General features: G+C 43.9%; 22 protein-coding genes. 16 read left to right on the plus strand and 6 right to left on the minus strand.

From position 1 onward, the window contains the following. The first annotated feature begins 258 nt into the window (after positions 1 to 258). The 8 genes from QWT69_RS03530 (at position 259) to QWT69_RS03565 (ending at position 7,652) form a co-directional block, all read left to right on the plus strand. Positions 259 to 918, plus strand: coding sequence for a GntR family transcriptional regulator (locus QWT69_RS03530; RefSeq protein WP_317969026.1), 660 nt, complete (start codon positions 259 to 261; stop codon positions 916 to 918). A 15-nt stretch (positions 919 to 933) separates the two neighbouring features. Continuing rightward, positions 934 to 2,136 carry a CaiB/BaiF CoA transferase family protein gene (locus tag QWT69_RS03535; protein WP_317970883.1) on the plus strand — a complete coding sequence of 401 codons (1,203 nt, stop codon included), beginning with the start codon at positions 934 to 936 and terminating at the stop codon, positions 2,134 to 2,136. Continuing rightward, positions 2,137 to 3,045 carry a hydroxymethylglutaryl-CoA lyase gene (locus QWT69_RS03540; protein ID WP_317969028.1) on the plus strand — a complete coding sequence of 303 codons (909 nt, stop codon included), beginning with the start codon at positions 2,137 to 2,139 and terminating at the stop codon, positions 3,043 to 3,045. After that, positions 3,042 to 3,305, plus strand: a complete 264-nt coding sequence (locus QWT69_RS03545) for a hypothetical protein (protein WP_317969030.1) — start codon at positions 3,042 to 3,044, stop codon at positions 3,303 to 3,305. Before QWT69_RS03540 ends, QWT69_RS03545 begins: the two co-directional genes overlap by 4 nt. Further along, positions 3,274 to 4,080 carry a TRAP transporter substrate-binding protein DctP gene (dctP, locus tag QWT69_RS03550; protein ID WP_317969032.1) on the plus strand — a complete coding sequence of 269 codons (807 nt, stop codon included), beginning with the start codon at positions 3,274 to 3,276 and terminating at the stop codon, positions 4,078 to 4,080. The genes QWT69_RS03545 and dctP overlap by 32 nt, the downstream gene beginning before the upstream one ends. 22 nt (positions 4,081 to 4,102) lie before the next feature. After that, on the plus strand, positions 4,103 to 4,600 hold the full coding sequence (locus QWT69_RS03555) for a TRAP transporter small permease (protein WP_317969033.1): 498 nt from the start codon (positions 4,103 to 4,105) through the stop codon (positions 4,598 to 4,600). Further along, positions 4,597 to 5,874 (plus strand): TRAP transporter large permease, encoded by a 1,278-nt coding sequence (locus tag QWT69_RS03560; RefSeq protein ID WP_317969035.1) that lies wholly within the window; start codon positions 4,597 to 4,599, stop codon positions 5,872 to 5,874. Before QWT69_RS03555 ends, QWT69_RS03560 begins: the two co-directional genes overlap by 4 nt. A 92-nt stretch (positions 5,875 to 5,966) precedes the next feature. Beyond that, on the plus strand, positions 5,967 to 7,652 hold the full coding sequence (locus QWT69_RS03565; protein ID WP_317969037.1) for a DUF2207 domain-containing protein: 1,686 nt from the start codon (positions 5,967 to 5,969) through the stop codon (positions 7,650 to 7,652). Between the two features lie 414 nt (positions 7,653 to 8,066). On the opposite strand, the gene QWT69_RS03570 is transcribed toward QWT69_RS03565, so the two are convergent. Then, positions 8,067 to 9,059: a nuclease-related domain-containing protein gene (locus QWT69_RS03570; protein WP_317969039.1), complete on the minus strand. Its 993-nt coding sequence runs from the start codon at positions 9,057 to 9,059 to the stop codon at positions 8,067 to 8,069. Positions 9,060 to 9,660: 601 nt separating this feature from the next. On the opposite strand from QWT69_RS03570, the gene QWT69_RS03575 reads away from it, so the two are divergent. From QWT69_RS03575 to QWT69_RS03585, 3 genes are all read left to right on the plus strand, one after another. Next, positions 9,661 to 9,864, plus strand: coding sequence for a hypothetical protein (locus tag QWT69_RS03575; RefSeq protein WP_317969041.1), 204 nt, complete (start codon positions 9,661 to 9,663; stop codon positions 9,862 to 9,864). Positions 9,865 to 9,986: 122 nt separating this feature from the next. After that, the gene (locus QWT69_RS03580; protein ID WP_317969043.1) at positions 9,987 to 11,396 is read left to right on the plus strand and encodes a GGDEF domain-containing protein; all 1,410 of its coding nucleotides are present in this window, start codon (positions 9,987 to 9,989) and stop codon (positions 11,394 to 11,396) included. A 99-nt stretch (positions 11,397 to 11,495) separates the two neighbouring features. Next, positions 11,496 to 13,106 carry a M20/M25/M40 family metallo-hydrolase gene (locus QWT69_RS03585; RefSeq protein WP_317969045.1) on the plus strand — a complete coding sequence of 537 codons (1,611 nt, stop codon included), beginning with the start codon at positions 11,496 to 11,498 and terminating at the stop codon, positions 13,104 to 13,106. Between the two features lie 102 nt (positions 13,107 to 13,208). On the opposite strand, the gene QWT69_RS03590 is transcribed toward QWT69_RS03585, so the two are convergent. Then, the gene (locus QWT69_RS03590; protein ID WP_317969047.1) at positions 13,209 to 14,198 is read right to left on the minus strand and encodes an ornithine cyclodeaminase family protein; all 990 of its coding nucleotides are present in this window, start codon (positions 14,196 to 14,198) and stop codon (positions 13,209 to 13,211) included. Between the two features lie 19 nt (positions 14,199 to 14,217). Then, positions 14,218 to 15,495 (minus strand): MFS transporter, encoded by a 1,278-nt coding sequence (locus QWT69_RS03595; protein WP_317969049.1) that lies wholly within the window; start codon positions 15,493 to 15,495, stop codon positions 14,218 to 14,220. Between the two features lie 108 nt (positions 15,496 to 15,603). On the opposite strand from QWT69_RS03595, the gene QWT69_RS03600 reads away from it, so the two are divergent. After that, a complete protein-coding gene (locus QWT69_RS03600) occupies positions 15,604 to 16,137 on the plus strand; it encodes a helix-turn-helix domain-containing protein (protein ID WP_317969051.1) in 534 nt (177 codons plus the stop codon). A gap of 64 nt (positions 16,138 to 16,201) precedes the next feature. Here the strand turns inward: QWT69_RS03600 and QWT69_RS03605 are convergent, their stop codons facing one another. Then, the gene (locus tag QWT69_RS03605) at positions 16,202 to 17,176 is read right to left on the minus strand and encodes a YflT domain-containing protein (RefSeq protein ID WP_317969053.1); all 975 of its coding nucleotides are present in this window, start codon (positions 17,174 to 17,176) and stop codon (positions 16,202 to 16,204) included. Positions 17,177 to 17,415: 239 nt separating this feature from the next. On the opposite strand from QWT69_RS03605, the gene QWT69_RS03610 reads away from it, so the two are divergent. Further along, on the plus strand, positions 17,416 to 21,243 hold the full coding sequence (locus tag QWT69_RS03610; protein ID WP_317970885.1) for an AAA domain-containing protein: 3,828 nt from the start codon (positions 17,416 to 17,418) through the stop codon (positions 21,241 to 21,243). Then, on the plus strand, positions 21,244 to 21,987 hold the full coding sequence (locus tag QWT69_RS03615) for a hypothetical protein (protein WP_317969055.1): 744 nt from the start codon (positions 21,244 to 21,246) through the stop codon (positions 21,985 to 21,987). Positions 21,988 to 22,087: 100 nt separating this feature from the next. On the opposite strand, the gene QWT69_RS03620 is transcribed toward QWT69_RS03615, so the two are convergent. Further along, on the minus strand, positions 22,088 to 22,510 hold the full coding sequence (locus QWT69_RS03620) for a general stress protein (protein WP_317969057.1): 423 nt from the start codon (positions 22,508 to 22,510) through the stop codon (positions 22,088 to 22,090). 12 nt (positions 22,511 to 22,522) lie between these two features. Further along, complete coding sequence (locus QWT69_RS03625; protein WP_317969059.1) at positions 22,523 to 23,146, minus strand: hypothetical protein; 624 nt, start codon at positions 23,144 to 23,146, stop codon at positions 22,523 to 22,525. Between the two features lie 212 nt (positions 23,147 to 23,358). On the opposite strand from QWT69_RS03625, the gene QWT69_RS03630 reads away from it, so the two are divergent. Then, a complete protein-coding gene (locus QWT69_RS03630; protein ID WP_317969061.1) occupies positions 23,359 to 24,444 on the plus strand; it encodes a FecCD family ABC transporter permease in 1,086 nt (361 codons plus the stop codon). Further along, entirely contained in the window at positions 24,441 to 25,229 is a 789-nt protein-coding gene (locus QWT69_RS03635; protein ID WP_317969063.1) for an ABC transporter ATP-binding protein, read from the plus strand. Before QWT69_RS03630 ends, QWT69_RS03635 begins: the two co-directional genes overlap by 4 nt. Positions 25,230 to 25,241: the final 12 nt, after the last annotated feature.

Consider the following 25,241-nt stretch of genomic DNA (forward strand, 5'->3'; position numbering starts at 1 on the left):
CGATACGCGGGGGTTACGTTTCGTTGCGCCTGCTAAGTTTCGATACGCGCGGTTTACGTTTCGTTGCGCATGCTATGTTTCGATACGGCGAGGTTACGTTTCGATACGGCGCCTCTACGTTTCGATACGCATGGTACCTATAACAACACAAAAATCAATGTATTCAATATACAGAAATAACATTGACAAATTAAAACCATTGCAGTATTCTGAATTCAGTACACTGTATACAGTCGACGGAAAGCGGGTGGAGACGGAGTGTCGAACTTCATTGTTAAGAAAACGACATTGAAAGAGCAAGTCTATGACTATTTGAAAAATGCTATTACGCTCGGGGAGATAAAGCCTGGGGATAGGTTGATTGAAGAAAAGGTCTCTGAAACACTCAATGTCAGTCGGAGTCCAATCCGTGAAGCTGTAAGAATGCTTCAAAAAGACGGGTTGTTAGATGTAAACGCATCAGGCGGGGTTACGGTTGTGAATCCTACAATAGAAGATTACAGAAATTTATATGAAGCACGTGTAGAAATGGAGTCTCTTGCAGCATTTTATGCGGCTCAGCGCAGAACATCTGTGGAGCTAGCGGAGATAAAGTTGTTCATTGATGAAATGGAAAAAGAAGTGACGGATAACAGTCTGAAAGGGATGCTTCAAGTGAATTTTCGATTCCATGAAGCGATTGTCCGTGCGAGCCATAATCCGTTTTTAACGTCAATGACATTGCAACTACGGGGCGTGAATAGTTTTTATCGAAAAGCAATCCTTGAAGGAAATCCTGCTTATATGCGCGGTGCACTTCAGGATCATCAGGATATTTATCATGCAATAGAGAGTCAAGAACAGGATATTGCCCGCCAACTGATGCGGCACCATATTGAACGTGATTATCAGTCGTTCATGAAAGTGGTAAACAAGTAGGAGGGAATCAATTTGTTGAATCAACGAAAGCCTTTAGAAGGAATTAAAATATTAGAACTCGGGAACTTGGTGGCAGCACCATTCGCAGGGAAACTCTTTTCTGAATTTGGTGCGGAAGTCATCAAAGTCGAAGAACCGAAAAACGGCGATCCGTTACGCAATTGGCGTGTTATGCACGAAGATACATCCGTATGGTGGTATGTGCAAAGCCGGAATAAGAAGTCGATTACTGTCAATTTACGTGAACCGGAAGGACAGGAAATTATCAAGTCACTCGTTGCAGAAGTGGATGTTGTACTTGAAAACTTCAAGCCTGGCACACTTGAAAGATGGGGACTTGGTTATGAAGAAATGAAAAAAATTAATCCTTCCATCATTTTGACGAGGATTTCAGGTTATGGGCAAACAGGACCTTACAAAGAGAAGCCTGGTTTTGGGAGTGTTGCAGAAGCAATCGGAGGTCTTCGTTATTTGACAGGTTATCCGGATCGCCCGCCTGTAAGGGTTGGGATTGCGATCGGCGATATGATTGCAGGGCTATATGCGGTCATTGGCACATTAATGTCATTGCGTGCGCGGGACGTCGATGCACATAAAGAAGGACAAGTTGTCGATGTCGCACTCTATGAAGCTGTTTTTAGTTTATTAGAAGGAATTCTTCCTGAATACGATCTGACGGGCCAAGTAAGAGAACGAACAGGTAGCACATTACCAGGCATTGCTCCTTCCAATACGTATAAATGTGCGGACAACAAACATATTGTCATCGGCGGAAATGGGGACCGCATTTTCCAACGCCTCATGACTGCGATTGGCAGAGAAGATATCGCGAATGATCCAGTCTATTCAACGAATCAAGGCAGGGCAGACAACGTCGAAATGATTGACGCGCTCATAGAAGAGTGGACGTTGCAGCATCCATTGAAGGAAGTGCAGCGCATTCTCGATGACGTGTCTGTTCCAGTTGGGCCGATTTACGGCATTCAAGATATTGTTGAAGATGAACATTATGCAGCACGTGACATGTTGAAAGAAGTCGAGCTACCAGATGGTGGGAAGTTGATGGTGCCCGGGATTGTTCCAAAGCTTTCTGGTACACCTGGAGATATTGGCTGGACAGGCCCTTCGCTTGGTTCACATAACGATGAAGTATATAAGGAATTGCTTGGTTTATCACAAGAGGAGCTTAATGATTTGAAATCGAAAGGAGTTGTCTAAATGCCGGACGTAACGATTATTGACGTCAGTCCGCGGGATGGTTTACAAAATGATCCGAAACCGATATCTGCAGTAGAGAAATCGCAATTGGTCAGAATGCTGGTGGAGGCCGGTGTTCATAAAGTGGAAGTGACATCGTTCGTCCATCCTTTAAAAGTGCCGCAAATGGCGGATGCGAGTCAGTTACTTGAAATGTTAAAAAGTGTTCCTGAAGTAGAAGCGATTGCATTGATTCCCAACCTTAAGGGCTATGAGCGGGCGCGGAATCATCGTCTGTCCGAAGTGAACTGGGTAAGCGCCGCGACGGAAACGTTCAACGCGAAAAACATCGGCATGACGATTGATGAAAATATGGAACAATTTCTTCAAGTGCTGGAAAAGGCAAAGGAAGACGGCATTAAAACATGTTTTTCAGTAGCAGTCAGTTTCGGCTGTCCTTATGAAGGAGAAGTCGCTGAAGTACAAGTGCTTGATATCGTAAAGTGCATTAAAGAAGCAGGCGTGGATCGGATAGGTATAGCGGATACGATTGGCATTGCAACACCTGATCATGTGGAAAGATTGATGGGGAAAGTGTTGGAGATTGCTGGAGAAACACCTGTCGCGGTCCACCTCCATGATACGAGAGGACTGGGCTCAGCAAACGCGTATGCAGCCTACCGCGCGGGTGTCCGGATTTTTGAAACAGCTGCAAGTGGAATTGGCGGTTGCCCGTTTGCTCCGGGAGCTGCTGGGAACTTGGCAACGGAAGATCTGGTTTATCTGTTCGAAAGAATGGACATATCAACGGGGATTGATTTTGAGAAGTTGTTGGATGCAGCGGATTACGCAGCAATTTTATCATCAAAAAATCCATTGGGGCGAATTCGCCATGTGGAAAGAAAACAGGAAAAGGGGAATAGAGGATGAAAAAATGGACATTAGGGTTATTCATTTCAATCATTGGGCTTCTAGCTTTATCAGCTTGTGGTTCAGCAGATAAGGATGTAGATGATGCATCGGCGGCAACGACTGATGGAACAGGTTATGAAAAAACGACAATTCGACTTGCATATAACTTGCCGCAAGATCACCATATTGCAATTGGTATTGAGAACTTCGCGAAAGAAGTTATGGAAAAGTCAGATGGAAAAGTGAATGTTCAAGTATATCCTGCTGGTCAGTCTTAGTGATAAAGATATGAATCAATCCATACTCTCTGGTGGTGTTGAGATGGGCGTCAACTCATCCACTCTATGGTCTTCAACTGTTCCTGCGATGGGGATTTTCGATGTCCCTTATATCTTCAATGACTATTCTGCTGTAGGTGAAGCGGTAAATGGTGAATTCGGTGAAAAACTGAGTGGCGCTATGGAAGAAAAAGGTGCAAAAGTGTTAATGTTCGCAGACTATGGCTATGTACAATTTGCAAATAACAAACGCGAGTTGAAGAAACCGGAAGACTTCAAAGGCTTGAAAATTAGAAGTATCGGTGACTTGCCGTCTGAATTAATTCAAGCATATGGGGCTTCGCCTGTATTCATGGGTGGTGGAGAAGTGTATATGGCGCTTCAACGTAATACAGTAGACGGTGCAACTTCAGGTACAACGGCCATGCTTCAACGTAAATATGATGAAGTGACAAAGTATTTGACGGTTAACAACTATGCGTACCTTGAATTCCTATTAGCTGTGAATAAAGACTACTGGGACAAGCTTCCTGCGAAAACACAGGAGTTGTTAACAGAAGTTGCAGCTGAAACGGAAACATGGATCCGCGAGCAAGCTGAAAAGGAAGATACTGAATCTGCGAAAGCACTAGAAGAAAAAGGAATGGAAGTGTACTACGTTCCTGAAGATGAGTTAGATGTATGGAAAGATGCGGCAGCTCCAGTTCGTGATGTATTCATTGAAAATGCTGGAAGTCTTGGTGAAGAATTATTGGATCTCGTAGATAAGAAATAAAAAGAGTAAGGGGGGACCGCTTGTGAAAAAGGTCTATACATTCATGGATCTGCTCATACGATGGGGCGCTTATATTGCAGGTGTGCTTATCTTAATCACGACTGTTATGACGTTCTATGAAGTAATTTCAAGGTCGTTTTTCGGCAAACCGACTTCATGGGCAACGGAGTTATCCATCTATGCGATCATTGGCAGTTGCTTCCTTGGCAGCGCCTATGCGGTTCGTACCTATTCGCATATTACCGTTGATTTATTGATTAATAATGTTAATGATCGAATAAAGACGTTGCTTGCTTATTTATCCAATGCATTAGGTCTAGTTTTCAGCATCATCTTTACAGTTTACAGCTATTTGCATGTAGTAAAGACGTTCAATTTGCAAGTCACTTCCGCATCACTACTCCGGATTCCGATGTATATCCCGGAATCCCTCCTCGTGATCGGTGGCGTGCTTATGTGTATTGCGTTCATCATGCAAATTATCGACGGCGGCATACATAGGGGAGGAGAAAACCTATGAACATATTCTTTACAGGTGGATTAGGACTTCTTCTTGTCATTGGACTTCCGGTTGCATTTACATTGAGCTTGCTCGCTGTTGCGGGAATGTATTTCTTTAACGGTGGAACGTTCGCGTTTGCACAAATTCCGATTATCTCCTACAAGTCATTGGACGATTTCTCACTTACGGCACTGCCGATGTACGTGTTAATGAGCCAAGTGCTCGTTGTTAGCGGTGTCGGTCGTGATTTGTATGAAATGGCGAGCAGATGGTTCAGACATTTGCCTGGTGGTCTTGCGATTGCGACACTATTCTGTTGTACGATTTTCTCTGCAATTTCCGGATCGAGTGTTGCGACTGCGGTTACTGTAGGGGCCGTCGCTCTGCCTGAAATGGTGCGAAGAGGCTATGATAAGCGTCATGTACTTGGATTGCTTGCAGCTGGGGGTACATTAGGCATCCTTATTCCTCCGAGTATCCCGATGATCATTTATGGTTCTGTAACGGGAGAATCTGTCGGTAAATTGTTTATCGCTGGAATTGTACCGGGAATTGTCCTAACATTGGCGTTTATGATTTTCTCGTCTTACCAGACACGCCACATTAAGGATGCGCCTGCTTCATGGGGCGAGCGGTTAGAAGCTTCTAAAAAAGCAATTTGGGGTTTACTGTTGCCGATTATTATTATCGGTGGGATTTATAGAGGGATTTTCACACCAACTGAAGCTGCGGCTGTGGGGGTAGTGCTCAGCTTCCTCATTGCAATTTTCATCTATAAAAATATGACGATGAAATTATTGAGAGAAATACTTGTATCAACGGTCAAGACGAATGCGATGATTCTATTCATCATTGTTGGTGCGATGCTGTTAGGCTATATTTTAACAATCCTTCAAATTCCACAAACAATCGTCAACTTTGCAACGTCACAAGATATATCACCATGGATCATCTTTATTCTGATTAATATCGTTTTATTAATCCTTGGCATGTTCTTGGAAACAGTTTCGATACTTGTTATTACACTTCCAATTCTCTATCCGATCATCATTGCGCTCGGATTCGATCCGATTTGGTTCGCCATTATTATGGTCATCAATATGGAATTGGCATTGATTTCACCACCAGTTGGACTGAACCTCTTCGTGTTGAAAGGGCTGGATAAAGAGAATACGATCAGCGAAATTGTCAAAGGGGTCGTCCCCTATGCAGCCATCATGGTTGTCTTTATGATCATTCTTTCAATCTTCCCGGAGATTGCGACGGGGCTTATCCATAATAAAATCAAATAACGAAAGCCCACAGGGAATATTCCTTTGTGGGCTTTTGTGTTAAATGAAACTATTTAACGGGTATTCCGTAAAGTATAGAAGAGGTGATTTCGATGAGAATGATGAGAGGACTACTGACTCTACTAATTGCATCTGTAATTTTCCTGCCTGTACAAGTCTATGCTGTCGATTTTTCCATACCTGAAGTGACGATCGACGCGTACTTGCAGGCGGATGGAAATGCGGAAGTCGTGGAGAAACACACCTATGATTTCCCAGGGAAGTTTAATGGAATGATCCGCGGGTTGATTCCTAAAAGGGGTTCGGAAATAACTGCTTTTAAAGCTTTTGAAGAGGGAACTCTATTGGAAGTTGAGAAAATTGACGGAGAGTATCGAATCCATCGAAAAGGAAATAGGGAGATTGTTAACGTTGAAATGACATATACAATCGAGAATGCAGTGAAGAAATTCGAAGATGGCACAGAGTTTTACTGGCCGTTTTTCGATGATCGGAATGAAACGAACTATGGGAATATGACCGTCCGTATTCATCCGCCGGAACGAGTGGAAACGGCAGAATTCCTAGGTTATGGCGCCGCAGAGCGTTCGGGTTCGGTGGATAAAGATGGCGTTGTCACGTTTGCGATGGGTAAAGTCCCTTCTGGATCGAACGGCGATGTCCGCGTTGTGTATGATAATGCTATATTCCCGCAGATGACATTGGTGCAAGGCAGTGCGCTGAAGGAAATGGAGAAAGACCGTAATATGCAGGCGTTTCTGTATGATAACAGGGATACAGCAAGTGTATGGGGATGGTTATTGTTCGGCGTGCTTGCGTTATTGGTTGTATGGGGAATGTTGAAGATGCGTATTGTGAAACAGCGCAGACAGCGGGAAGCACAGGCGCAAATTCCGGAAGGTTTCTTCGTGCCAGGTGAGAAATTGAGCATGCCCGCGACGATTTTATATGTTAAAGGCGGTCTGTTTTCGTCTGAAATGATGGTTGCCGCCCTGTTGGATCTAATCCGAAAAGGGCATGTGGAACAGCTGTCGGAGAACGATTTCAGATTGGTTGACGAGGAAGTGGAATTTGAACATGAACGGGCGTTAATTGACTTGCTGTTCCATAAAGCTGGTGACGGTACGAATTTCAATATGGATGGACTTGTCAGCTATACGGAAAATGAGTTGAACCACCCTGCTTATAACGAAGGATTTGCCGCTTGGCAAAAAGGTGTGCGTGATGAAGTGAAAGAAGCGGATTTGATCGAGAAAAAGCCGAAGCTCCGTATGCATTTCATCTTAGCAAGTATTGGCTTTGTTGTCGTTGCAATCCTTTTCGGCATCTTCTCGCATTTCATTTCAATGCTATTCGCAATCGCGGCGACAGTCATTACGCTTGTGGTCGGACTTGTATATCGCCCGCGGACTAAGGAAGGGCATGTGCTGTATGAAGAATGGCAGCATTTCAGGAATGCATTCGAATCGTTTGGCGATTTCAATGCAGAGAAATGGCGTTCATTGTCGACCGATGAACGGTTGCGTGCCTATACATTTGGCGTTGGCGCACAGGATATCCACATCCAATCTGAATTGGACAAATTCGAGCAGGCGAATGCACGCTCAAAAGAATCTGCGTCAAGCTACGGATTCAACTACATGTATGTGAATCCCGTTTTACTGACAACCGTTTTCGCATCCGCAACGACTACCGCATCGGCAAGTTCGAGCAGTTACTCTGCTTCAGGCGGCGGGGGAGGAACCGGTGGAGGAGGCGGGGGATCAGGAGCGTTCTGAATGGGGGCAGCCAACTTTCGTTGGCTGCTTTTTGGTGTGGTGCGCGTGCTACGTTTCGTTGCGACGGGTTTACGTTTCGATACGGCGGTCTCTATGTTTCGATACGCGCGGTCTACGTTTCGTTGCGCCCGCTACGTTTCGATACGACGGGTTTACGTTTCGATACGGGGCCTCTACGTTTCGATACGCGCAGTTTACGTTTCGTTGCGCCCGCTACGTTTCGATACGACGGGTTTACGTTTCGTTACGGGGCCACTACATTTCGATACGCCGGGGATACGTTTCGTTACGCGTGCTACATTTCGATACGGGCCGCCTACGTTTCGTTGCGCGTACTTGGTTTCAATACACACGGTGGTTTACATGGTGTTGCGAAGCTCCAAGAATGATGCATCTCAAAAGAAAAAAGTCGCTTTAGCGACTTTTACCGACTGAATTTACTTGGGCTTTATTAAATGTATAAAAAGTATGAGGAGCATTACCGAGACGAAGCATGCCTGATGATTGGCTAAAAATTATGCTCGCGGCAGCACTTGATTTTAAATCCAGGAAAAATCGTAGTTGCTTATTCGAAACAGTGTGCCCGATAAGCAAAAACCAATCCTTAATAGCCACTTCCAATGCGCCAGGATCCTTTTTTCTGCAAGCATAACAAATCCATGAATGGCCACGTTTCCGATCCATCGGAGAATGGCAAGAAGAACAAAGCACACCTCTAATCAGATGAGCAGGTACTATTTCATATCGCTGGCAAGCGGGTGTCATTGACCAACTCACTTGATCGGCTACTATCATTTCTGCTATGGAAGTGCTTGGATATGCTTGAAGTGACTCTGTCTCCACTAATAATGTTCGGATATATCTTGGCAGTTGTTTTGCGTATTTAAGTGTGATGGAATCTGGTACTACAGAGATTTCAGTCTGACCATTAGCCATTACAAGTATAGGTATGACGGGAATTGAAATATTGCGCTTCTCTAGCCAAGTCTTCAACCCGACTGTTGCACGATCTAATTGGTGAATGATGCAATCGTATTTATCGATTTCACCATTGGAAGCGATTTTAGTCGTTTTACCGCTATCTTCATTGAAATTCACAGTACCGGCATAATATTTTACTTCTAAAAGGATAATGGAGTGAGGAGAAACAATTAGGGTGTCAATCTGTATCTGGAAATGGGGATTGATTTCCAGACGGATGTCCGTTAAAACTTTTACTCCTCGGGGATAGGAGATTTCTTGTAGTACTCGATCAACATAAATTTCGCCTGCATGTCCCGCTTTCAACTGATGGTACTTCGTTTGGATATACGCATACTTGTGATGACTAGTTGGAAGTCTGACCGCCAGTCTTTCCAACTGAATCAATTCTTCAGGCGGGTGCCTTTTCATAAATATTGTTATCAAACCCTTTCGATAGAATATTCAATCAAAGGTATATTAACAGGTTTTTAATATATATACAAGTTTATGAGTTAGATTAAATTTAAAAAAATACACGATCTATTTTTGTTGTGCCTGCCTGCTACGATTCGCTAAGACGAGGTTACGTTTCGATACGCGCGGTTTACGTTTCGTTGCGCCCGCTACGTTTCGATACGCCGGGTTTACGTTTCGTTACGGCGGCTCTACGTTTCGATACGCGCCGTTTACGTTTCGTTGCGCCCGCTACGTTTCGATACGACGGGTTTACATTTCGATACGACGGGTTTACGTTTCGATACGGCGCCTGCTACATTTCGATACGACGGGTTTACGTTTCGTTACGACGCCTCTACGTTTCGTTACGCCTGCTACGCTCTTTATTCCCATCGCCTCTGCGAATCATGAATGTTTCGATATCTTTACGTAGCATCTGACAAGATAAGCTGTCGATGGCCGTTAAAATGGTTTTAATTATGTATTTTCTCCGTTGATTTCATCAGTTTCCATCGAACGAATTTGATAGGCATCTATGCATATCACTTGTATAGTCAGAGTAGGAAGATAATTGATTGGGAGGGGATGAGTGTTGGGGAAAGTAGCGGCTTTAGTATTGTCAATGATCGTTGTGATATGTAGTCTGACGATTGTCTGGAGTGTGGGGCCAGCAGTGGATATGTTGGCGAAATATGAAATGGAATATGAACGATCGAAAATGTATATGGATGAAAAAGAGGTAGTCGTTAGAGGTGAAGTAACTGAACAATTGGTCTTACATGGAGGTAAATAAAGAAAATTCCATTTACCTGCTCGCAAAATACAAATTATATGCTACTATTAGAACATAGATATAGTTCTAAAAACTAGCTGATATAATCTTTTGGCCTACTATTGAGTACCGGGGGTGGGAATATGGAGACAACCGATCTTTTTTCATTGCAGGATACAGTTTCCGATTTGCGTGTACAAGGAAAATACAAAGAGACAATCGAAGTCTCTTTCCGCTTGTTCGAGTTGGGCTATTCCGCAAAGGACTATAAGTCCATTATGGTTGCCCTCATTAATCGGGCAACTTCCTACTATTGTATTGGTGAAATACAAGAGGCATTTACTAGTATTGATGCGTACTTGGAATACTGTGGTGATCATGGCGATGACGTTGACAGGTTGAATGGTTACAACATTCTGTTTCTTGTCCATGAGAAAAATAACGATTATGTAAAAGCAAAAGCAACGTTGACGAAAACAATCAATCTTGGAAAAAAACTTCAACATTATAATATGGTGAGTAATGCATACAGCAATTATAGCCATCTTTGTTCAGCTGAAGAAGACTATGAAGGAGCTCTTAAGTATGCTTCAAAAGGCCTTGAAATGGCTGAGTTACACGAACCGCGCACGCCTATTTTAGAGTTTCGTGTAAAACTGAACGTGGCAAATGCTTATATTGGACTTGGGAAACTGGATTGTGCAGAGGAACTTATTGAGGAAATGCGACATGATACACTTCTTGATTCGTTTATTCGTGAAAAAACCCAAGTATACGATTTGTATGGCCGTTTCCTCATGAAAGCAGCACGCTATGAAAAAGCTTATAATTCTTTTACGAAAGCAAAAGAGCTTGCGGAAAGTTTTAATGATCAAAACTTACTTAAAGGTTTGCTTGAAAAGCGCTGTAAAGCTTGCGAGCAAATGGGAAATGTTGAATTGGGCTTTCTAGCGCAACAGGATTATATTAACTTATTGCAAAGTCTGCATGAGCAAGAAGTTATGAAGACAGCTATGCGCTTAGAACTGAAACATGATCTTGCTGCAATCGAACGGCGTGCAAACCGTGATTACTTAACGGGATTATATAATCGCAGTTATATGGAGGCGGCAACGGATGAGATGCTTGAAAAGGCTGCGTTAGTAGGCGAGCAAGTCAGTTGTATTGCGCTGGATTTGGATAATTTGAAATTGATGAATGATACGTTTGGCCATATGTTCGGAGACGAAGTTATTAAAGAAATTGCCAATGTGTGTAGCGGGAAAATCCGGAGCGATGATTTGATGGGACGTTTTGGAGGCGACGAATTCGCTATTATATTAAAAGGGTTATCACCTGAACAGGCTAAAATTAAAGCCGAACAACTTGTCGAAGCTGTACGGAGAACGAAGATTGAAAAGAATGGTAAGTATATATCTGTGTCAGCAAGTCTTGGTATCGCTGACAATGGCAACGGAGAAATTACGACATTCAAAGATCTTTTTCACGAAGCGGATATGGCATTATATGAAGCGAAACGAAACGGGAAAGACCAAATCTGTATAATGGCATGAAAGAAGACGGCAGATTTCTGAGCCTCTTCTTTTTTTGTACTCCTTTATTGTCAGGCATCACGATTCTCTAGTAGAATGAGGAAAAGAGGGGGTGTATAGATGCATACAACAACAAACCATTGGTGGGATACGCCTGAGAAGTTGCGTAGCCTGTTGTGTGAACTCGTCAATTGGGATAGTCGGACACTTACGGAAGGGGAACGTTTCTTTTCATCAAAACTCATGATGAAACTTGAAGAACTTCCGTATTTCAGAAATCATCCGGAATATATCAATCTATTTGACGCAGGGCTTGGGCGTCAAGTGGTAACAGCACTTTATAAACATCCGAAGGCGACGAAGACGGTCGTGCTAATTAGTCATTTCGATACGGTCTATACGGAAGAATACGGAGCACTTGAACCTTTGGCGTTTTACCCAGAGGAATTAACGAAAAGGCTTCATGAACATAAGGACGAGCTGTCGGAAGAAGTCCGTGCAGATTTAGAGTCTGGCAAGTATCTATTCGGTAGGGGAACGATGGATATGAAAATGGGACTGGCGTTACATTTGCAATTGATTGAAAAAGCGAGCATCGAACAATGGCCGATTAATTTGCTGCTCGTGACGGTGCCTGATGAAGAAGTCAATTCTGCGGGAATGCGTACGGCTGTCACCGAACTGGTCCATTTGCGTGAAGAGTTTGGCTTGGAGTATACACTGTTTTTGAACAGTGAACCTTCATTCTCACAAGGACCGACGGATACAAAGGAATATATTTATTCCGGGACAATCGGCAAGATCATGCCGGCAGCATTGTTCTACGGGAAAGAGACGCATGTTGGGGAACCGCTCAAAGGGATGACTGCGAATTATATCGCGTCTTTTGTCACCCAGGAAATGGAGTGGAATCCGCTATTATGTGAAACGGATCGCGGGGAAGCGACGCCACTTCCTGTTTCATTGCACCAGAAAGATTTGAAAATGGAATATTCTACGCAAACTCCATATCGTGCGGCTGCATTGTATAATGTCTTCCTATTTAAAAGGACGGCGGCAGAAGTGATGGAACTGTTCACTGAAGTGACGAAGACGGCGATCGATAAATGCAATCAACGGTACAAAGAAATCTGTGATCGCGAACAAATCGAAGGCGTCGGAGAGGTGCGAGTGATTCAATATGATGAGTTGCTTACATACGCAATCCAAAAGCTCGGAAAGAATGAAGTATGGCGTTTGAGACAAGATGTGCTCTTGAATGACGAGTGGGATGATCGTGAAAAGTCATTACGAATCGTCGATAATCTGTTAATCCAATGTCAGGAATTGGCCCCTGCCACCGTCGTTTTGTATGCACCGCCGTATTATCCAGCAGTCAATTCGTCAGATGACCCGTTGGTAATCAAATCGATTGAGCTCATGCAGGAAACGGCGAAGACATTTGATGTGACGTTGGATCATATCCATTATTTCAATGGTATTTGCGATTTAAGTTATGTGAATTACAGCGATTATACGAACAGTTGGACCGCGTTCGAGCGGAATACGCCGGTCTATGGAGATACGTATTGGATACCGTTTGAAGACATGCAAAGCCTTCAGGCACCTGTACTGAACGTAGGTCCGTTCGGGAAAGATGCCCACCAGAAAACAGAACGACTCCAAGTGGATAGCGCATTCAAAGAGATGCCTGTACTGCTTGAAACATTGATAAAAAGCTTGATGGATTGAAATGTATTAAGAATGGCCAAATCGAATGAAACCGATTTGGCCGTTTTCATGTTAAATGATTTAAAAAAGCAGCCTATCTCAATTAGATAGACTGCCATGTTTTTACACGTCCACTTCTATACCGAAACCTGTATCCACAGCTATCCGATAAACCCCTTGAGCAACTGCCAAGTCAAAATAAGCAGCTCCTACACATTTGAAAAACGTAATTTCTTCCGAGTTTTCTCTACCGGATACTTTCTCTGTGACAAGGTCCATTAATTCGCCATGCAATTCATCATACGACCAGTCAGCTTGTTCATTGGCATGAATAATTTCGCCAGCTTCTTCTTTCACGCCGCCTTCATCATCGGTTACGATTTTGTCGCATCGTTTAATGAATGTATGGTCGACTTCACGCATTTGCGGCAAGTAAGAGCCGACGCCATTTACATGGGTGCCGGGCTGGACATCTTCACCATTAAAGACTGGTGTGTTTGAACGCGTGCTGCAGCAAATGATGTCCGCTTGACGCACTGCTTGAGCTACGTCATCTACAATCGCCATGTCTATAGAACTGTCGATACCGAAGTCGATCAGCCGTTCCTTAAATTTCTCCGCTTTTGCTGTTGTCGGATTAACGAGAAGCATTTTCTCAATCGGCCGAACAGCAAGGACACCTAAAACCTGTTCGAAAGCCATTGCGCCTGTTCCGATGACGACCAACGTTTTTGCATCTTCTCTCGCAAGTCGGTCAGTCGCAAGTCCGCTTAATGCTCCTGTCCGTAGTCTCGTTAAATACGAAGCGTTCATCATGGCAAGGTGTTCGCCATTTTTCGCATCCGATACGAGAATAACCCCTTGTGTCGTCGGTTTGCCGACGGATGGATTATCAGGGAAAATTGTGACCGTTTTGACAGTCGTCATTTCATTCGCTAAGTCAGAACTTGGCATATACAAGACTGAAGCACTATGTTGCGGAAATTCGATGACCGTCCGATGGGGATTGGCGATACGCTCTTCCGCTTTCGCGCGTAAAATGTGCTCAACGTCAACTAACGCATCTTTCATCTGATAGTTTGCTTGAATTTCTTTTTCATTGATGATTAACATATGATCCGCTCCTTCAAAATTATTGATCGAGCGCTTGGTTTTTTCGGTCTTTCACTGCCCAAATCGCAATGAGGGAGACGACCGCGGTGAAAATAATGTAAAGCGCAACCGGTACATAGGAATTATTGAAGTTCGCAAGCAATGCCGTTGCAACAAGGGGTGCTGTTCCCCCAGCCACTGCAGCCCCGATCTGATAACCGAGTGAAATTCCTGTATAACGGACTTCGGCAGAGAAGATTTCTGAGAACATCGTACCGAGTACCGCTGTAATTGGTGCCCAGATAACGCCCAGTCCAATAATTGTTGCAATGACAAGTAATGTAACAGACCCTTGATGAATGAGCCAGAAGTAAGGGAAGGCGAAAATAATCATCCCGACCGCGCCCCATACATAAAGTGGCTTTCGTCCGATTTTATCGGATAGTTTACCCATAATCGGAATGAGGATCGTTGTTACGATAGTGGCGACCATGACCGAATTCAATGTTGCAGTCCTTGAAAAGTCTAGATACGTCGTTGCGTACGAAACGATGAACGTACTGAAAATATAGAATGGAGCTGTTTCAACAACTTTTGCTCCGATAGCAATCAACACTTCACGCCAATGTGTTTTCAATGTCGTAACGAGAGGCACTTTCGGAATATCGCCTCGTTCCTGAACAGCTTTGAAAGAAGGCGTCTCATCAATCCCTTTTCGGATCCATAAACCGAAGACGACAAGCAATGCACTTAAGATGAAGGGTACACGCCATCCCCATGTCATAAAGGAATCTTTAGGAAGCATCGTCATGATCGAAAGTGCAAACGTTCCCAGCATCATTCCGATTGTAATCCCCATTTGCGGAACAGAACCAAAGAATCCGCGTTTTTCTGGAGGCGCATATTCAACGGCAAGCAATAGAGCACCACCCCATTCGCCACCTATTCCAAGTCCTTGGATAAGGCGTAAGGTGATTAATAGAATCGGCGCCCAAATGCCGATTGCCTGGTATGTAGGAAGTAACCCCATTCCAAATGTAGCGGCACCCATTAGACTAAGCGTAATAATGAGTGTTTTTTTCCTTCCAATCCGATCCCCGATATGACTAAAAATAATTCCCCCAAATGGTCGGATGAAGAAGGCAAGTGCGAATGATGCATACGCTAGCATGAGGCCAACAGTCGGATCTTCATTGACAAAAAAGACTTGGTTGAAGACGAGCGCGGCGACTGTCCCATACAAGAAGTAGTCAAACCATTCGATTGAACTGCCAACGAGACTAGCGATCAATACTCTATTCATTTGTTTCTTTTCCATTATCTATTCCCCCTACTGTTACAAATTGAAGTGCTACTTCAATTGCGTTATGATTATCATAGATATATACTAATATTCTGTCAACACAATTTTTTAGGAGAATGAAAAATGAAAAAAAACCATATTGGGGAAAAAATAAAAGAAATACGACAACATCAACGGATGACGTTGAAAACGCTTGCAGAAAAAACGGGATTTTCCATTAGTTTTTTGTCACAGCTTGAACGAGGAAAATCATCAACCACATTAGAATCATTAAAAAAAATATCCATCGCATTCGGTGTGAATCCGAGTATCTTTTTTGATGATGAAGAAAGTTACAGCGACGGTACATTGATGATCAATCAGCGGGCCGACAAGCATGATATCTATTATAAAGATCTTGGAACGATGGTGGCACAACGTGACTTTGCGCCGTTATTAGTCGTCTTGAAACCAGGTCGGACGGAAGGGAATTTGATAACACATCGCGGACAGGAATTCCTCTATGTCCTTGAGGGGATACTAACGATTCAACTGGAAGAACAGCTCATTGAACTTAGACCGACTGAATCGTATATGATCGATTCTACGAAGCCGCATTATTGGTACAACTATACAAACAGCGATGTGAAACTGCTTTGTGTATCTTCTGAAGTTTAAGCGATAAATTTCGGCAAATGAAAAGACAACCGACACACTTCGAAAGTGGCGGCTGTCTTTACAATCAATCCCTGAAATCGTCTTCGTCTTGGATAAGCCATAAATTGGCCTCGTCCTTCGTTTTTTTGATGCCGCGTAAATCGATGATGATTGGCTCTTTCGGTTGATTGATGTCTTTGAATTCAAGAACTTTCTCACTTGGTACTTGAGTCGTGTGTAAGTCTGTTGAATCTGTCATCTCTGCCAAACCGTCTTGACGGTCGATTTGACTTTCGGTTATATTGTTTGGATGTGGAAGGGATGTACGGCTTTGTTCGCTGGGCGTAGGGAACTCTTTCTGAACATCCGTAAAGTCCGTACGTCGTTCTTGACGTGACAATGAATGAAGGTGTTTCCGTTCCCGTTTCGGTGTGCCGCGGACAAGCGATGGTCTGGGGCGTTGGTCAGAATTCGGGGCATAATCTGTTTTATCATATAATGCTTCAGCACCGACTCTGCCTAATGATCGCCTGTCTTGTGGAGTATTGTATGAGTTGCCCTCTTGCTTCATTACACTGTCACGGTATTCATTCCTCGGCAAACCGTCGTTTGCTATACCAGTAGGCGAGTGATCTTTTTCTTCGTTCAAACGTTCTGCTTCTGAAGCTGTATGACCGAATGGATTTGTTTCCGGTCTACCACGATCTGCATTAATTTCATAAGCTGTCTTCTCCAGTTCGCCTTCCACATATAACAACGACTTACCTTGCTGGATTTCCGCTTCATAACGGCGGATGTCAGATTCGTCAAACCCCACATCGACAAGCATGCTGCGTATATGGTTTTCACCCGAAATATATCCAATAAAACGATCAATCCAGTTCGAAGGTGCTGATTGAATTTCGCTATATGTCCGTCTTCGCAATATCTCTACATCCTCTTCACTTTTAGCAATTATATACATGTTTTCAGGAGCAATGCCCTTATGTTCTAACTCCTCAATTGCTCCTATTAAAGACTGTTCTGTATCGAACAGACCTACATAGGTTCTTTGTATCATATCTATCACTCCTTATTTCTCTTTGTTGTCAATAACAATCTACAAGAACTATACCCGATATCATAAAAAAATAACTTTTTACTTGATTTCAACGACGTTTTACGCTAGTGCTTCACCTAATGGACAATTACATATGGATTGACAACCTTTCCGATTAATCCGAACTACATTTTGTTGTATGATAGAATTCATGGTTTTAATTCGGATGAAAATCGGAAGGAGGTTGTCCTGTGGGGAAAATGGATGTGATGAACTGTAGGCTTGATATGACGACAAGGGCGAAGAAGGAAATTGGCAATTGGGTGACGGACGAATTTGCTTTATTCGCCATGCAGGAAAGCTTTGAAATTCACATTGAAAAATTACCTGCCAAACAGGATGCAATGACCTTCTCCTTCTATTTCGGACCGCAGGAAAACCCGAAGCTGGCAACGCTTTTCAATGAACGAGTCGCAGTGCTGGAATGTGTCTATAAAAATGAAGGATTTCTTGCGACGAGTTTTCGAGTGAGAGGGCGGAAAGAACCGGTTCGGACGAATCGCCGACTGGGTGTCCGGTTGAAATTCGCAGTAAACCGGCGTACCGGTTCACCAATGCCAATTGAGCTGTATACAAGTTTACGCGAACTTCCGATTGCACAGGAGCGATCTGAATATGTCGAAAAACGGATTGCAAGCTGGGAAGGCTATTTGCGCATTGAGGAAAAGAACGCTGATGTGGCAGACGTCACAGCTCAATTTTTCAATCCGGTCATCAATGAATCTTTCAGCATGCTAACGATTACTTGCAGCGGTTTGCAAGGAAAAGATTGGAATGCCATCGCAGGTTTCAGTGCGAAACTGAGCGGAACGAATGACGATATCGGTCAAGTGGTGGATACGTCACGCGGCAAAAGGACCGTGAAAATTGAGTTGAACAGAAAATCTCAGGCGTTAGCGAGACGCGGCGGGTTATTGCTAAAGGAATCAGGCGAAATGACGTTCAGTAACTTTGCTGAACTGAGTCAGATTCGGAGACTGCGAAAAGGATTCAAGGATTTGCAGGACGGTTTTGCGGCAAATGCTAATTTAGAAAAAGTCCTTTTTGAAGAGAGGCCAGTCGTACAAATTACGAACAAAAAGCTGGAGCTCGATTTTCATCATCCATTGAACGAGTTCCAACAGGCGGCGGTCACAGGTGCGATGTCAGCGAATGACTTGTATGTTATACAAGGACCGCCTGGAACGGGCAAAACTACGGTCATTTCGGAATTATGCCATCAGCTAATGAAGGCAGGCCAGCGGACACTTGTCGCATCGCAGTCAAATCTAGCGGTGGACAATGCGCTTGGACGTCTGCTCGCGGATCCGGGCATCCGAATTTTACGATACGGACGAACAGAAAGTATTGAAGAGGAAGGCAAACGGTTCATCGAAGAAAATGTCGCACTGCATTGGCGTGACGAAACGTTGACAGCTGTCAATGAACAGCGGGAACAGCGTCTAGACACGGAAAAGAAACTGAAACAGGAATTGCAACAGTTGCATCAGGAAAAAGTAAGATTGGAAGCTGAACTTGAACGTGTTGAACAGCAAATACTTGTCAAACAGGATGCGAGAGAGCAACATACCGAGAAGAAGAAGATGCTGGAAACGCTCCAAAAGGATTATGTTGAGCTGAAGGCGCATCTTTCAAATCTGCAACTTCAAGAAAAGAAGTTGAGCGAATTAGCGCAACAAATTGAAGTGGAAATGGAACAGCTTGAAACCGAATGCTTAGCGGCTACTATCCCACCTGAAGAATATGAGAAAATCGTAGTGACTGAGCACGCTTTGGAAACAGAACGTAAAAAACTTCGTTATTTCCAAACGATCGAGGCGATTGGATATGCTGAACTTGAAATCGGGAAACTGACAGATGAAACTGTTCGTCAAAAATCATCCTATAATACGTATCCGCGTTTTCTTGAACAATTATCCTCCATTCAAAAACTGCAAGAATTGGAAGAGTTATTCAAGAGTTATCAGCTTGAACCATCATTATCAGCAACTTTGGAAATAAATGCATTGCGCCGATTGCGAGTTGAAATCATAAATGGTACATATCCATATGAATTACTGGAATGGCGGGAAGTGGCAGAACGGTTGGACAAAGGTATCCTGCATGCCGAAACATTGTTGCAGAAAAATGGGTATGATGTAGCAAAGGTAAGCAGTAAAAAGAACGACCTTTACAAAACGCCTGAAGAAATGCATGAAATGCTTGATAAAATTGGTCGGTTCTTCATCTTACCTGCGACTAAAAGCCGATTGGCACTGCCGCCAGGTGCTGAGAAGACAGCATTCTTACATAGATTAGCTGAAAATCTTGCGTACTTAAAAGGGAAAACCGCTGAAGTAGCGTTTCATTCAAAAACAATCAAATCCGCTTCGGACCGGGAAGCTGCCGGCCGTTTTTCATCGTTGAAACGTGAAATCAAAGAGGAAATGGAAACAGAGATGCGACAAGCTCAAACTGAAGCTACCGCTGCGCGCTTGGCAATGGAAAGCCAACAGCATGAATTGCGGCGACTCCAAGAGGAAAGTGATCTACTGGCAGAACTGGTCGAAGAAGATACAGATCAGGCTGTTGTGGAAATGACAATCACAGAGCTAGAGCAGATTTCGAATGAGTTCCAAAAGCGTTTATTGGCGGCTGAGAAAGTAAAAGATGCTTTAGCGGCATGTAAGAAACAGGCTGCAGCAAATACAATAGAACTGGAATCGTTGCGGGAATCGATAAAAATTGGATTGGAACAGGAAAGCACAGCGAACGAGGAAATAGAAGTACTCGAGAGTGAACTCGCTGAATTGTGGGCCATTGTTCAATCCGAACCGGAAAAGCGTCAAGCTAAAATTAAGGAACGCATCTCTGCTGGACTCGACAGAGAGTTAGTAATCGAGAAAGAAATCAACCAGCTTCCGATTGCGCAAGCGTTGCAAGATGAATGGAGCGACATGTTAGCGAGTGCAAGTGATTTCGATTTGGATGAAATCCGTAAACTGTATGTAAAGCATGCGAACGTCATTGGGACGACGTGTGTCGCTTCGGCGCGTAAAGATTTCGTCGAAGAATACCCTTCGTTTGACGTCGTCATTATTGATGAAGTATCGAAAGCGACTCCGCCGGAACTTTTATTGCCAATGCTTAAAGGGAAGAAAATCATACTTGTCGGTGACCATCATCAGTTGCCGCCGCTTGTCGGGCGAGAAACGATGGAGGAATTCATCGAGGAAATTGAAGACCCAAAGGAGAAAGAAGTGTTGCGTGGCATGCTGAAAGAGTCGCTATTTGAGCGGCTGTTCAGAAGTCTGCCTAAACAAAACAAGATGATGCTTGGTATCCAGTACCGGATGCACGAAAAAATCATGGAGACGATTGCACCGTTTTACACGGAAGGAAACTATCGACTACAATGCGGACTCCCGGATTCAGACGCAGCACGTGACCACGGGCTGACAACTCCGAAGTTCAGTCGGAATGACCATCTGCTCTGGTTTGATATGCCGAATGAGCCTGCTTATTTCGAAGCAAAGGTCAAGGGTGGAACAAGCTTGTATAATGAAGCAGAATTGACGATGATCAACGAGTTGCTTCGTGATCTTGATCAAGCCGTGGGAGATGCGAAGCAAAACGGAATAATGGAGATAGACAGGAAAAAAAGTGTTGGTGTCATTAGTTTTTACGGGGAACAAGTGAAACGGATTGACCGAATGATCGAGCAGGAAATTTTGCCGAAACATTTACATTGCCGGACAGGATCCGTCGATAAATTCCAGGGGATGGAAATGGATATTATCATCTTAAGTTTTGTTCGTAACCACGACCAGCCGAGTGGAACAATCGGATTCGCAGAAGATTACCGGCGCCTCAATGTCGCGTTATCACGCGCCAGGGAATTGCTCATCGTCGTTGGCAGTTCCGATATGTTCTTGAACAGACCGAAGAAAGTAGCAACAAGGGAAATGTATGGGCAATTAGTGGAACGTGTGAAGGCGCAGGGTGGATTTAAGGAACTGGAATTGGTCAATGCTGAAAGGAATGGGTAGATGGACGCGATGGAAAAGAAACTGCGCGATGAACTGTTGCGAAATCCGAATGTAAAACTGTTGGAGACGTTAAAATGGTCATTGCCTGTTCAAACAATCGACATTTCCTATGAAACAGTAAAGCGGACAAAAATGGATATTTTGATGAAAATGTTACTGACGGCATTTCGAACTGGTGCCTTTTCATCCGCAGCAGAAGTAAGTGACATGTTGGTCGTAGAACCGCTGTTTATTGAGGATATGATTGAGAAAATGACGGCGACGGGGATGATTCGGCAATCGACCGATGCAATTTTACTAACGGATAGTGGTAAACGGCAACTGGAAAGTGGAATCTATGTCCAGCCTCCGGAAAAAGATGAAACAACTGTCCATTATAGTCCGGTACATGAAGATTTTGTAACGGGTGAAGTTGAAGAATCTGTGAAGGAAACCTACAGATATATGAAAGACAGTCGGCAACTATCTTCTTATGCTGACGCTGATTGGCGCAGGGCATTGGAACAGCTAGATGTTCTCAAACAAGACGAAACCGGTCAGATAACGATACAATCCATTGCTTCGGTGACTGAATTGGATGGGGTTTTTGCGCCTTGTATCGAGTTTCAATTGCGCCAAGTCGAAGAAGACCGTTATTTTGTACGCGTCTGGAATACGATGACAAACCTATGGGATGAAAAGCTTGAGGAGCAGATACTGGCGAAGGAAGTAAGCGAGTGGCGTGAACGACATACTGACAATTAAGCATAAATATGTAGGATTCAGCAATACTAACGGGGATCTGGTAATTATCTAATGCAAAAACCGATGGAAGATTAATCTTGTCCATCGGTTTTTCTACGTTTTAATTATCATAGTCAGCTTCCACTTCATCGAGCGGTATCGGTTGATAATTCGGATAGCCCGTGTCATGTTCTTGTGATTCTGAGCTTCTAACTTTATCGAGTTCTCCTTTAATATAGAGCAGCAGGGCACCTTCTTGAATGGCATCAAAATATTGCTTTGCTTCAATGTTCGTAAAGCCCGAATCACGCAACATTCTGCGCACATTATTTTCTCCTACCAAAAATCCTAGGAAGCGATTGAATAGGTTGAACGGGGAATCGATGCCATCTTTTGTTGCATGTGTTTTCAATTGTTCTACAGCCATTTCATCTTTCATGACGATGTACATATCATGCTCTTTTACACCGTCCGACTTCAAATGCTGAATTTTTGAAGCTAATCGATCATGCGTCGGAAAACTGCCGATAAACGTCTTCTTCATGTTCTTACCTCCTCAAATACGCTTGTTCAGAGAAGATACCCTTGTTTTTACGAGCGGAAACCCTTTGCGAATTCCAGTGTGCGATTTTTTTGGATTGTTTATGTGAGGATGGTCTTGCTGCAACTGCTTCGGCGTGCCTGTAAAAGTATTGGCTGCGCTCGTAAAAGCGTATGCCGCGCCCGTAAAAGCACTCGCTGCGCCCGTAAGAGAGTAACCCGCGCTCGTAATAATACCTGCTGCGCCCGTAAAAGAGTATCCCGCGCCCATGAAAGCACTCGCCGCGCCCGTAAAAGAGTATCCCGCACTCATAAAAGCACTCGCTGCGCCCGTAAAAGAGTACCCCACGCTCGTAAAAACACTCGCTGCGCCCGTAAGAGAGTAGCCCGCGCTCGTAAAAGCACTCGCCGCGCCCGTAAAAGAGTACCCCGCGCTCGTAAAAGCACTCGCTGCGCTCGTAAAAGAGTATCCCGCGCCCATAAAAGCACCCGCTGCGCCCGTAAAAGAGTACCCCGCGCTCGTAAAAGCACTCGTTGCGCCCGTAAGAGAGTATCCCGCGCCCGTAAAAGCACTCGTCGCGCCCGTAAAAACCATCCAACCAACAATCAAATCAAACCAACGATAATTTGATAAATGCATTCTGCGCGGCAAGGCAACTCAAATACTTTAATCTATCAGCGTTACATGTATTGAAATGCATCTGTATTCTGTGAATACTAAAAATGGTTGTTGACAACCTAATGTGCATTGCATAAGATGAATGAGGGCGAGATGTTTCCTTAGGGAAACTTTATATCTATTTTTTTACATATAAAGTTTCCCTCGGGAAAGAAATTAGGGGGGATGTCTTTATGCGGAACGTAGATCATATTCAGTTAGATGCATTAGAGAAAGAAGTACTCAGCACTTCATTCAGATTAACGTTGACACGTATATCGGTATTGGTTGGGATGCTGTTTTTGGCGGTAGTAGCGGGTGTGTCACTCGGCCCTGTTGTTATACCTTTTTCGGATACGGTAGGGATGATTGCCAAAGCTATCGGGTTTCCCGTCAATACGGAATATACAGTGCAACATTGGATTATCGTCACTGAAGTCCGGTTGCCTCGAGTCATTGTCGGCGGTCTAGTCGGTGGGGCGTTAGGCGTTGCAGGTACCGCGATGCAAGGATTATTCAGGAATCCGCTCGTTGAACCAGGCTATGTTGGCGTTTCAAGTGGTGCTGCGTTAGGGGCAGTATGTGCGATTTTTTTCGGATGGACGGCGATTAATAGTTGGTTATTGCCAATATCTGCGTTCGTCGGTGCAATTATTGCAATGACCACGATGCTTGCAGTATGGAGAGCGAGCAGACAACGGAATGTCGCAACATTACTATTGCTTGGAATCGGAATTAATGCGTTCTTTTCCGCGCTAATGAATATTATGGTTGCCACATCGAAAAATGAGCAGGAATTGAGAAGTATTGTTTACTGGCTGCAAGGTGGTTTGGAAGCGAGGACATGGGATCATGTTGGTTTAATCGCTATTCCAATTGTTCTCGGTGCTATCGGTTTGTCATTATTTGGTCGGGAGTTGAACGTAATGCTACTCGGCGAAGATCATGCAAAAAGCGCAGGGGTCAATATTCGTTTCATGCGCAATTCGGTACTAGCGTTGACAGCGCTCATTACAGGCGCTGCAGTAGCGGTGAGTGGAATTATTGGATTTGTCGGATTGGTTGTACCACATATTATTCGTATTATTGCAGGTCCCGATCATCGATTTCTACTGCCAGCAAGCGCTCTTGGTGGAGCGGTATTTCTCATATTGGCAGATATCGTTTCACGTATGGTGATGCAACCGGTCACTTTGCAAGTCGGTGTAATATGCGCGATTATTGGAGCGCCTTTGTTTATTTTTCTGATTTTCCGTTCAAATAAAGGGGTGCGTGTATGACAACGGTCAAGTTGCAAGATGTAGATGTCATGATTGAGCAGAAGAAGATTTTACACGGAATTTCATTTGAAGTGGGGGCAGGGGAATTTATCGGTCTGATTGGTCCCAATGGCAGTGGTAAATCCACTTTATTAAAAACGATTGCTTCGTTACAGCCGATTGCGTCTGGCAAAATCCACATAAATGGAAAGGAAGTCCATGATTATAAACCTAAGCAGTTAGCGAAAGTCATCAGTTATGTGCCGCAGGATACGACACTTGACTTTGATTTTACTGTAGAAGAAATTGTGAAAATGGGAAGACATGTGCACGGTTCACGTTTTTCATTGAATGATACGGAAGGTGTCGTGCAAATTGAGCAAGCAATGCGTTATACAGGAATTATCCAATTGCGAAACCGTTCAATGCTGTCATTATCAGGCGGGCAACGGCAACTCGTATTCATCGCCAAAGCTTTGGCACAGGAAACGCCAATCATCTTACTCGATGAACCGATATCTGCATTGGATATAAGGTTTCAGTTGCAAGTGCTAGTCATGCTGAAAGCGTTAAGTAAGAGTGGTAAGACTGTTGTTGTTGTGTTGCACGATTTGAATCTGGCTTCGCGGTTCTGTACGAAACTATTGCTATTAAATGAAGGAAGAACTCTTGGTTTTGGAACAACCGCGAATGTCCTACGTGCCGATTATGTGAATTCGACTTACAAAGTGAATGCGATCGTCCGTAAAGACGATCTGACGGAAGCGGTTTCCGTAACAGCATTGTCACCTGATGATAAACAATAATATATTGGAGGA

It is taken from the genome of Sporosarcina oncorhynchi, assembly GCF_033304615.1.
Lineage (GTDB): Bacteria > Bacillota > Bacilli > Bacillales_A > Planococcaceae > Sporosarcina > Sporosarcina oncorhynchi.

Coding starts and splice junctions, on each gene's coding strand:
- QWT69_RS03540 (WP_317969028.1), top strand. CDS start 2,137: ATGCCGGACGTAACGATTATTGACGTCAGTCCGCGGGATGGTTTACAA.
- QWT69_RS03545 (WP_317969030.1), top strand. CDS start 3,042: ATGAAAAAATGGACATTAGGGTTATTCATTTCAATCATTGGGCTTCTA.
- dctP (WP_317969032.1), top strand. CDS start 3,274: ATGTTCAAGTATATCCTGCTGGTCAGTCTTAGTGATAAAGATATGAAT.
- QWT69_RS03560 (WP_317969035.1), top strand. CDS start 4,597: ATGAACATATTCTTTACAGGTGGATTAGGACTTCTTCTTGTCATTGGA.
- QWT69_RS03565 (WP_317969037.1), top strand. CDS start 5,967: ATGAGAATGATGAGAGGACTACTGACTCTACTAATTGCATCTGTAATT.
- QWT69_RS03580 (WP_317969043.1), top strand. CDS start 9,987: ATGGAGACAACCGATCTTTTTTCATTGCAGGATACAGTTTCCGATTTG.
- QWT69_RS03585 (WP_317969045.1), top strand. CDS start 11,496: ATGCATACAACAACAAACCATTGGTGGGATACGCCTGAGAAGTTGCGT.
- QWT69_RS03590 (WP_317969047.1), bottom strand. CDS start 14,198: ATGTTAATCATCAATGAAAAAGAAATTCAAGCAAACTATCAGATGAAA.
- QWT69_RS03595 (WP_317969049.1), bottom strand. CDS start 15,495: ATGGAAAAGAAACAAATGAATAGAGTATTGATCGCTAGTCTCGTTGGC.
- QWT69_RS03600 (WP_317969051.1), top strand. CDS start 15,604: ATGAAAAAAAACCATATTGGGGAAAAAATAAAAGAAATACGACAACAT.
- QWT69_RS03605 (WP_317969053.1), bottom strand. CDS start 17,176: ATGATACAAAGAACCTATGTAGGTCTGTTCGATACAGAACAGTCTTTA.
- QWT69_RS03610 (WP_317970885.1), top strand. CDS start 17,416: ATGGATGTGATGAACTGTAGGCTTGATATGACGACAAGGGCGAAGAAG.
- QWT69_RS03615 (WP_317969055.1), top strand. CDS start 21,244: ATGGACGCGATGGAAAAGAAACTGCGCGATGAACTGTTGCGAAATCCG.
- QWT69_RS03620 (WP_317969057.1), bottom strand. CDS start 22,510: ATGAAGAAGACGTTTATCGGCAGTTTTCCGACGCATGATCGATTAGCT.
- QWT69_RS03625 (WP_317969059.1), bottom strand. CDS start 23,146: ATGCATTTATCAAATTATCGTTGGTTTGATTTGATTGTTGGTTGGATG.
- QWT69_RS03630 (WP_317969061.1), top strand. CDS start 23,359: ATGCGGAACGTAGATCATATTCAGTTAGATGCATTAGAGAAAGAAGTA.
- QWT69_RS03635 (WP_317969063.1), top strand. CDS start 24,441: ATGACAACGGTCAAGTTGCAAGATGTAGATGTCATGATTGAGCAGAAG.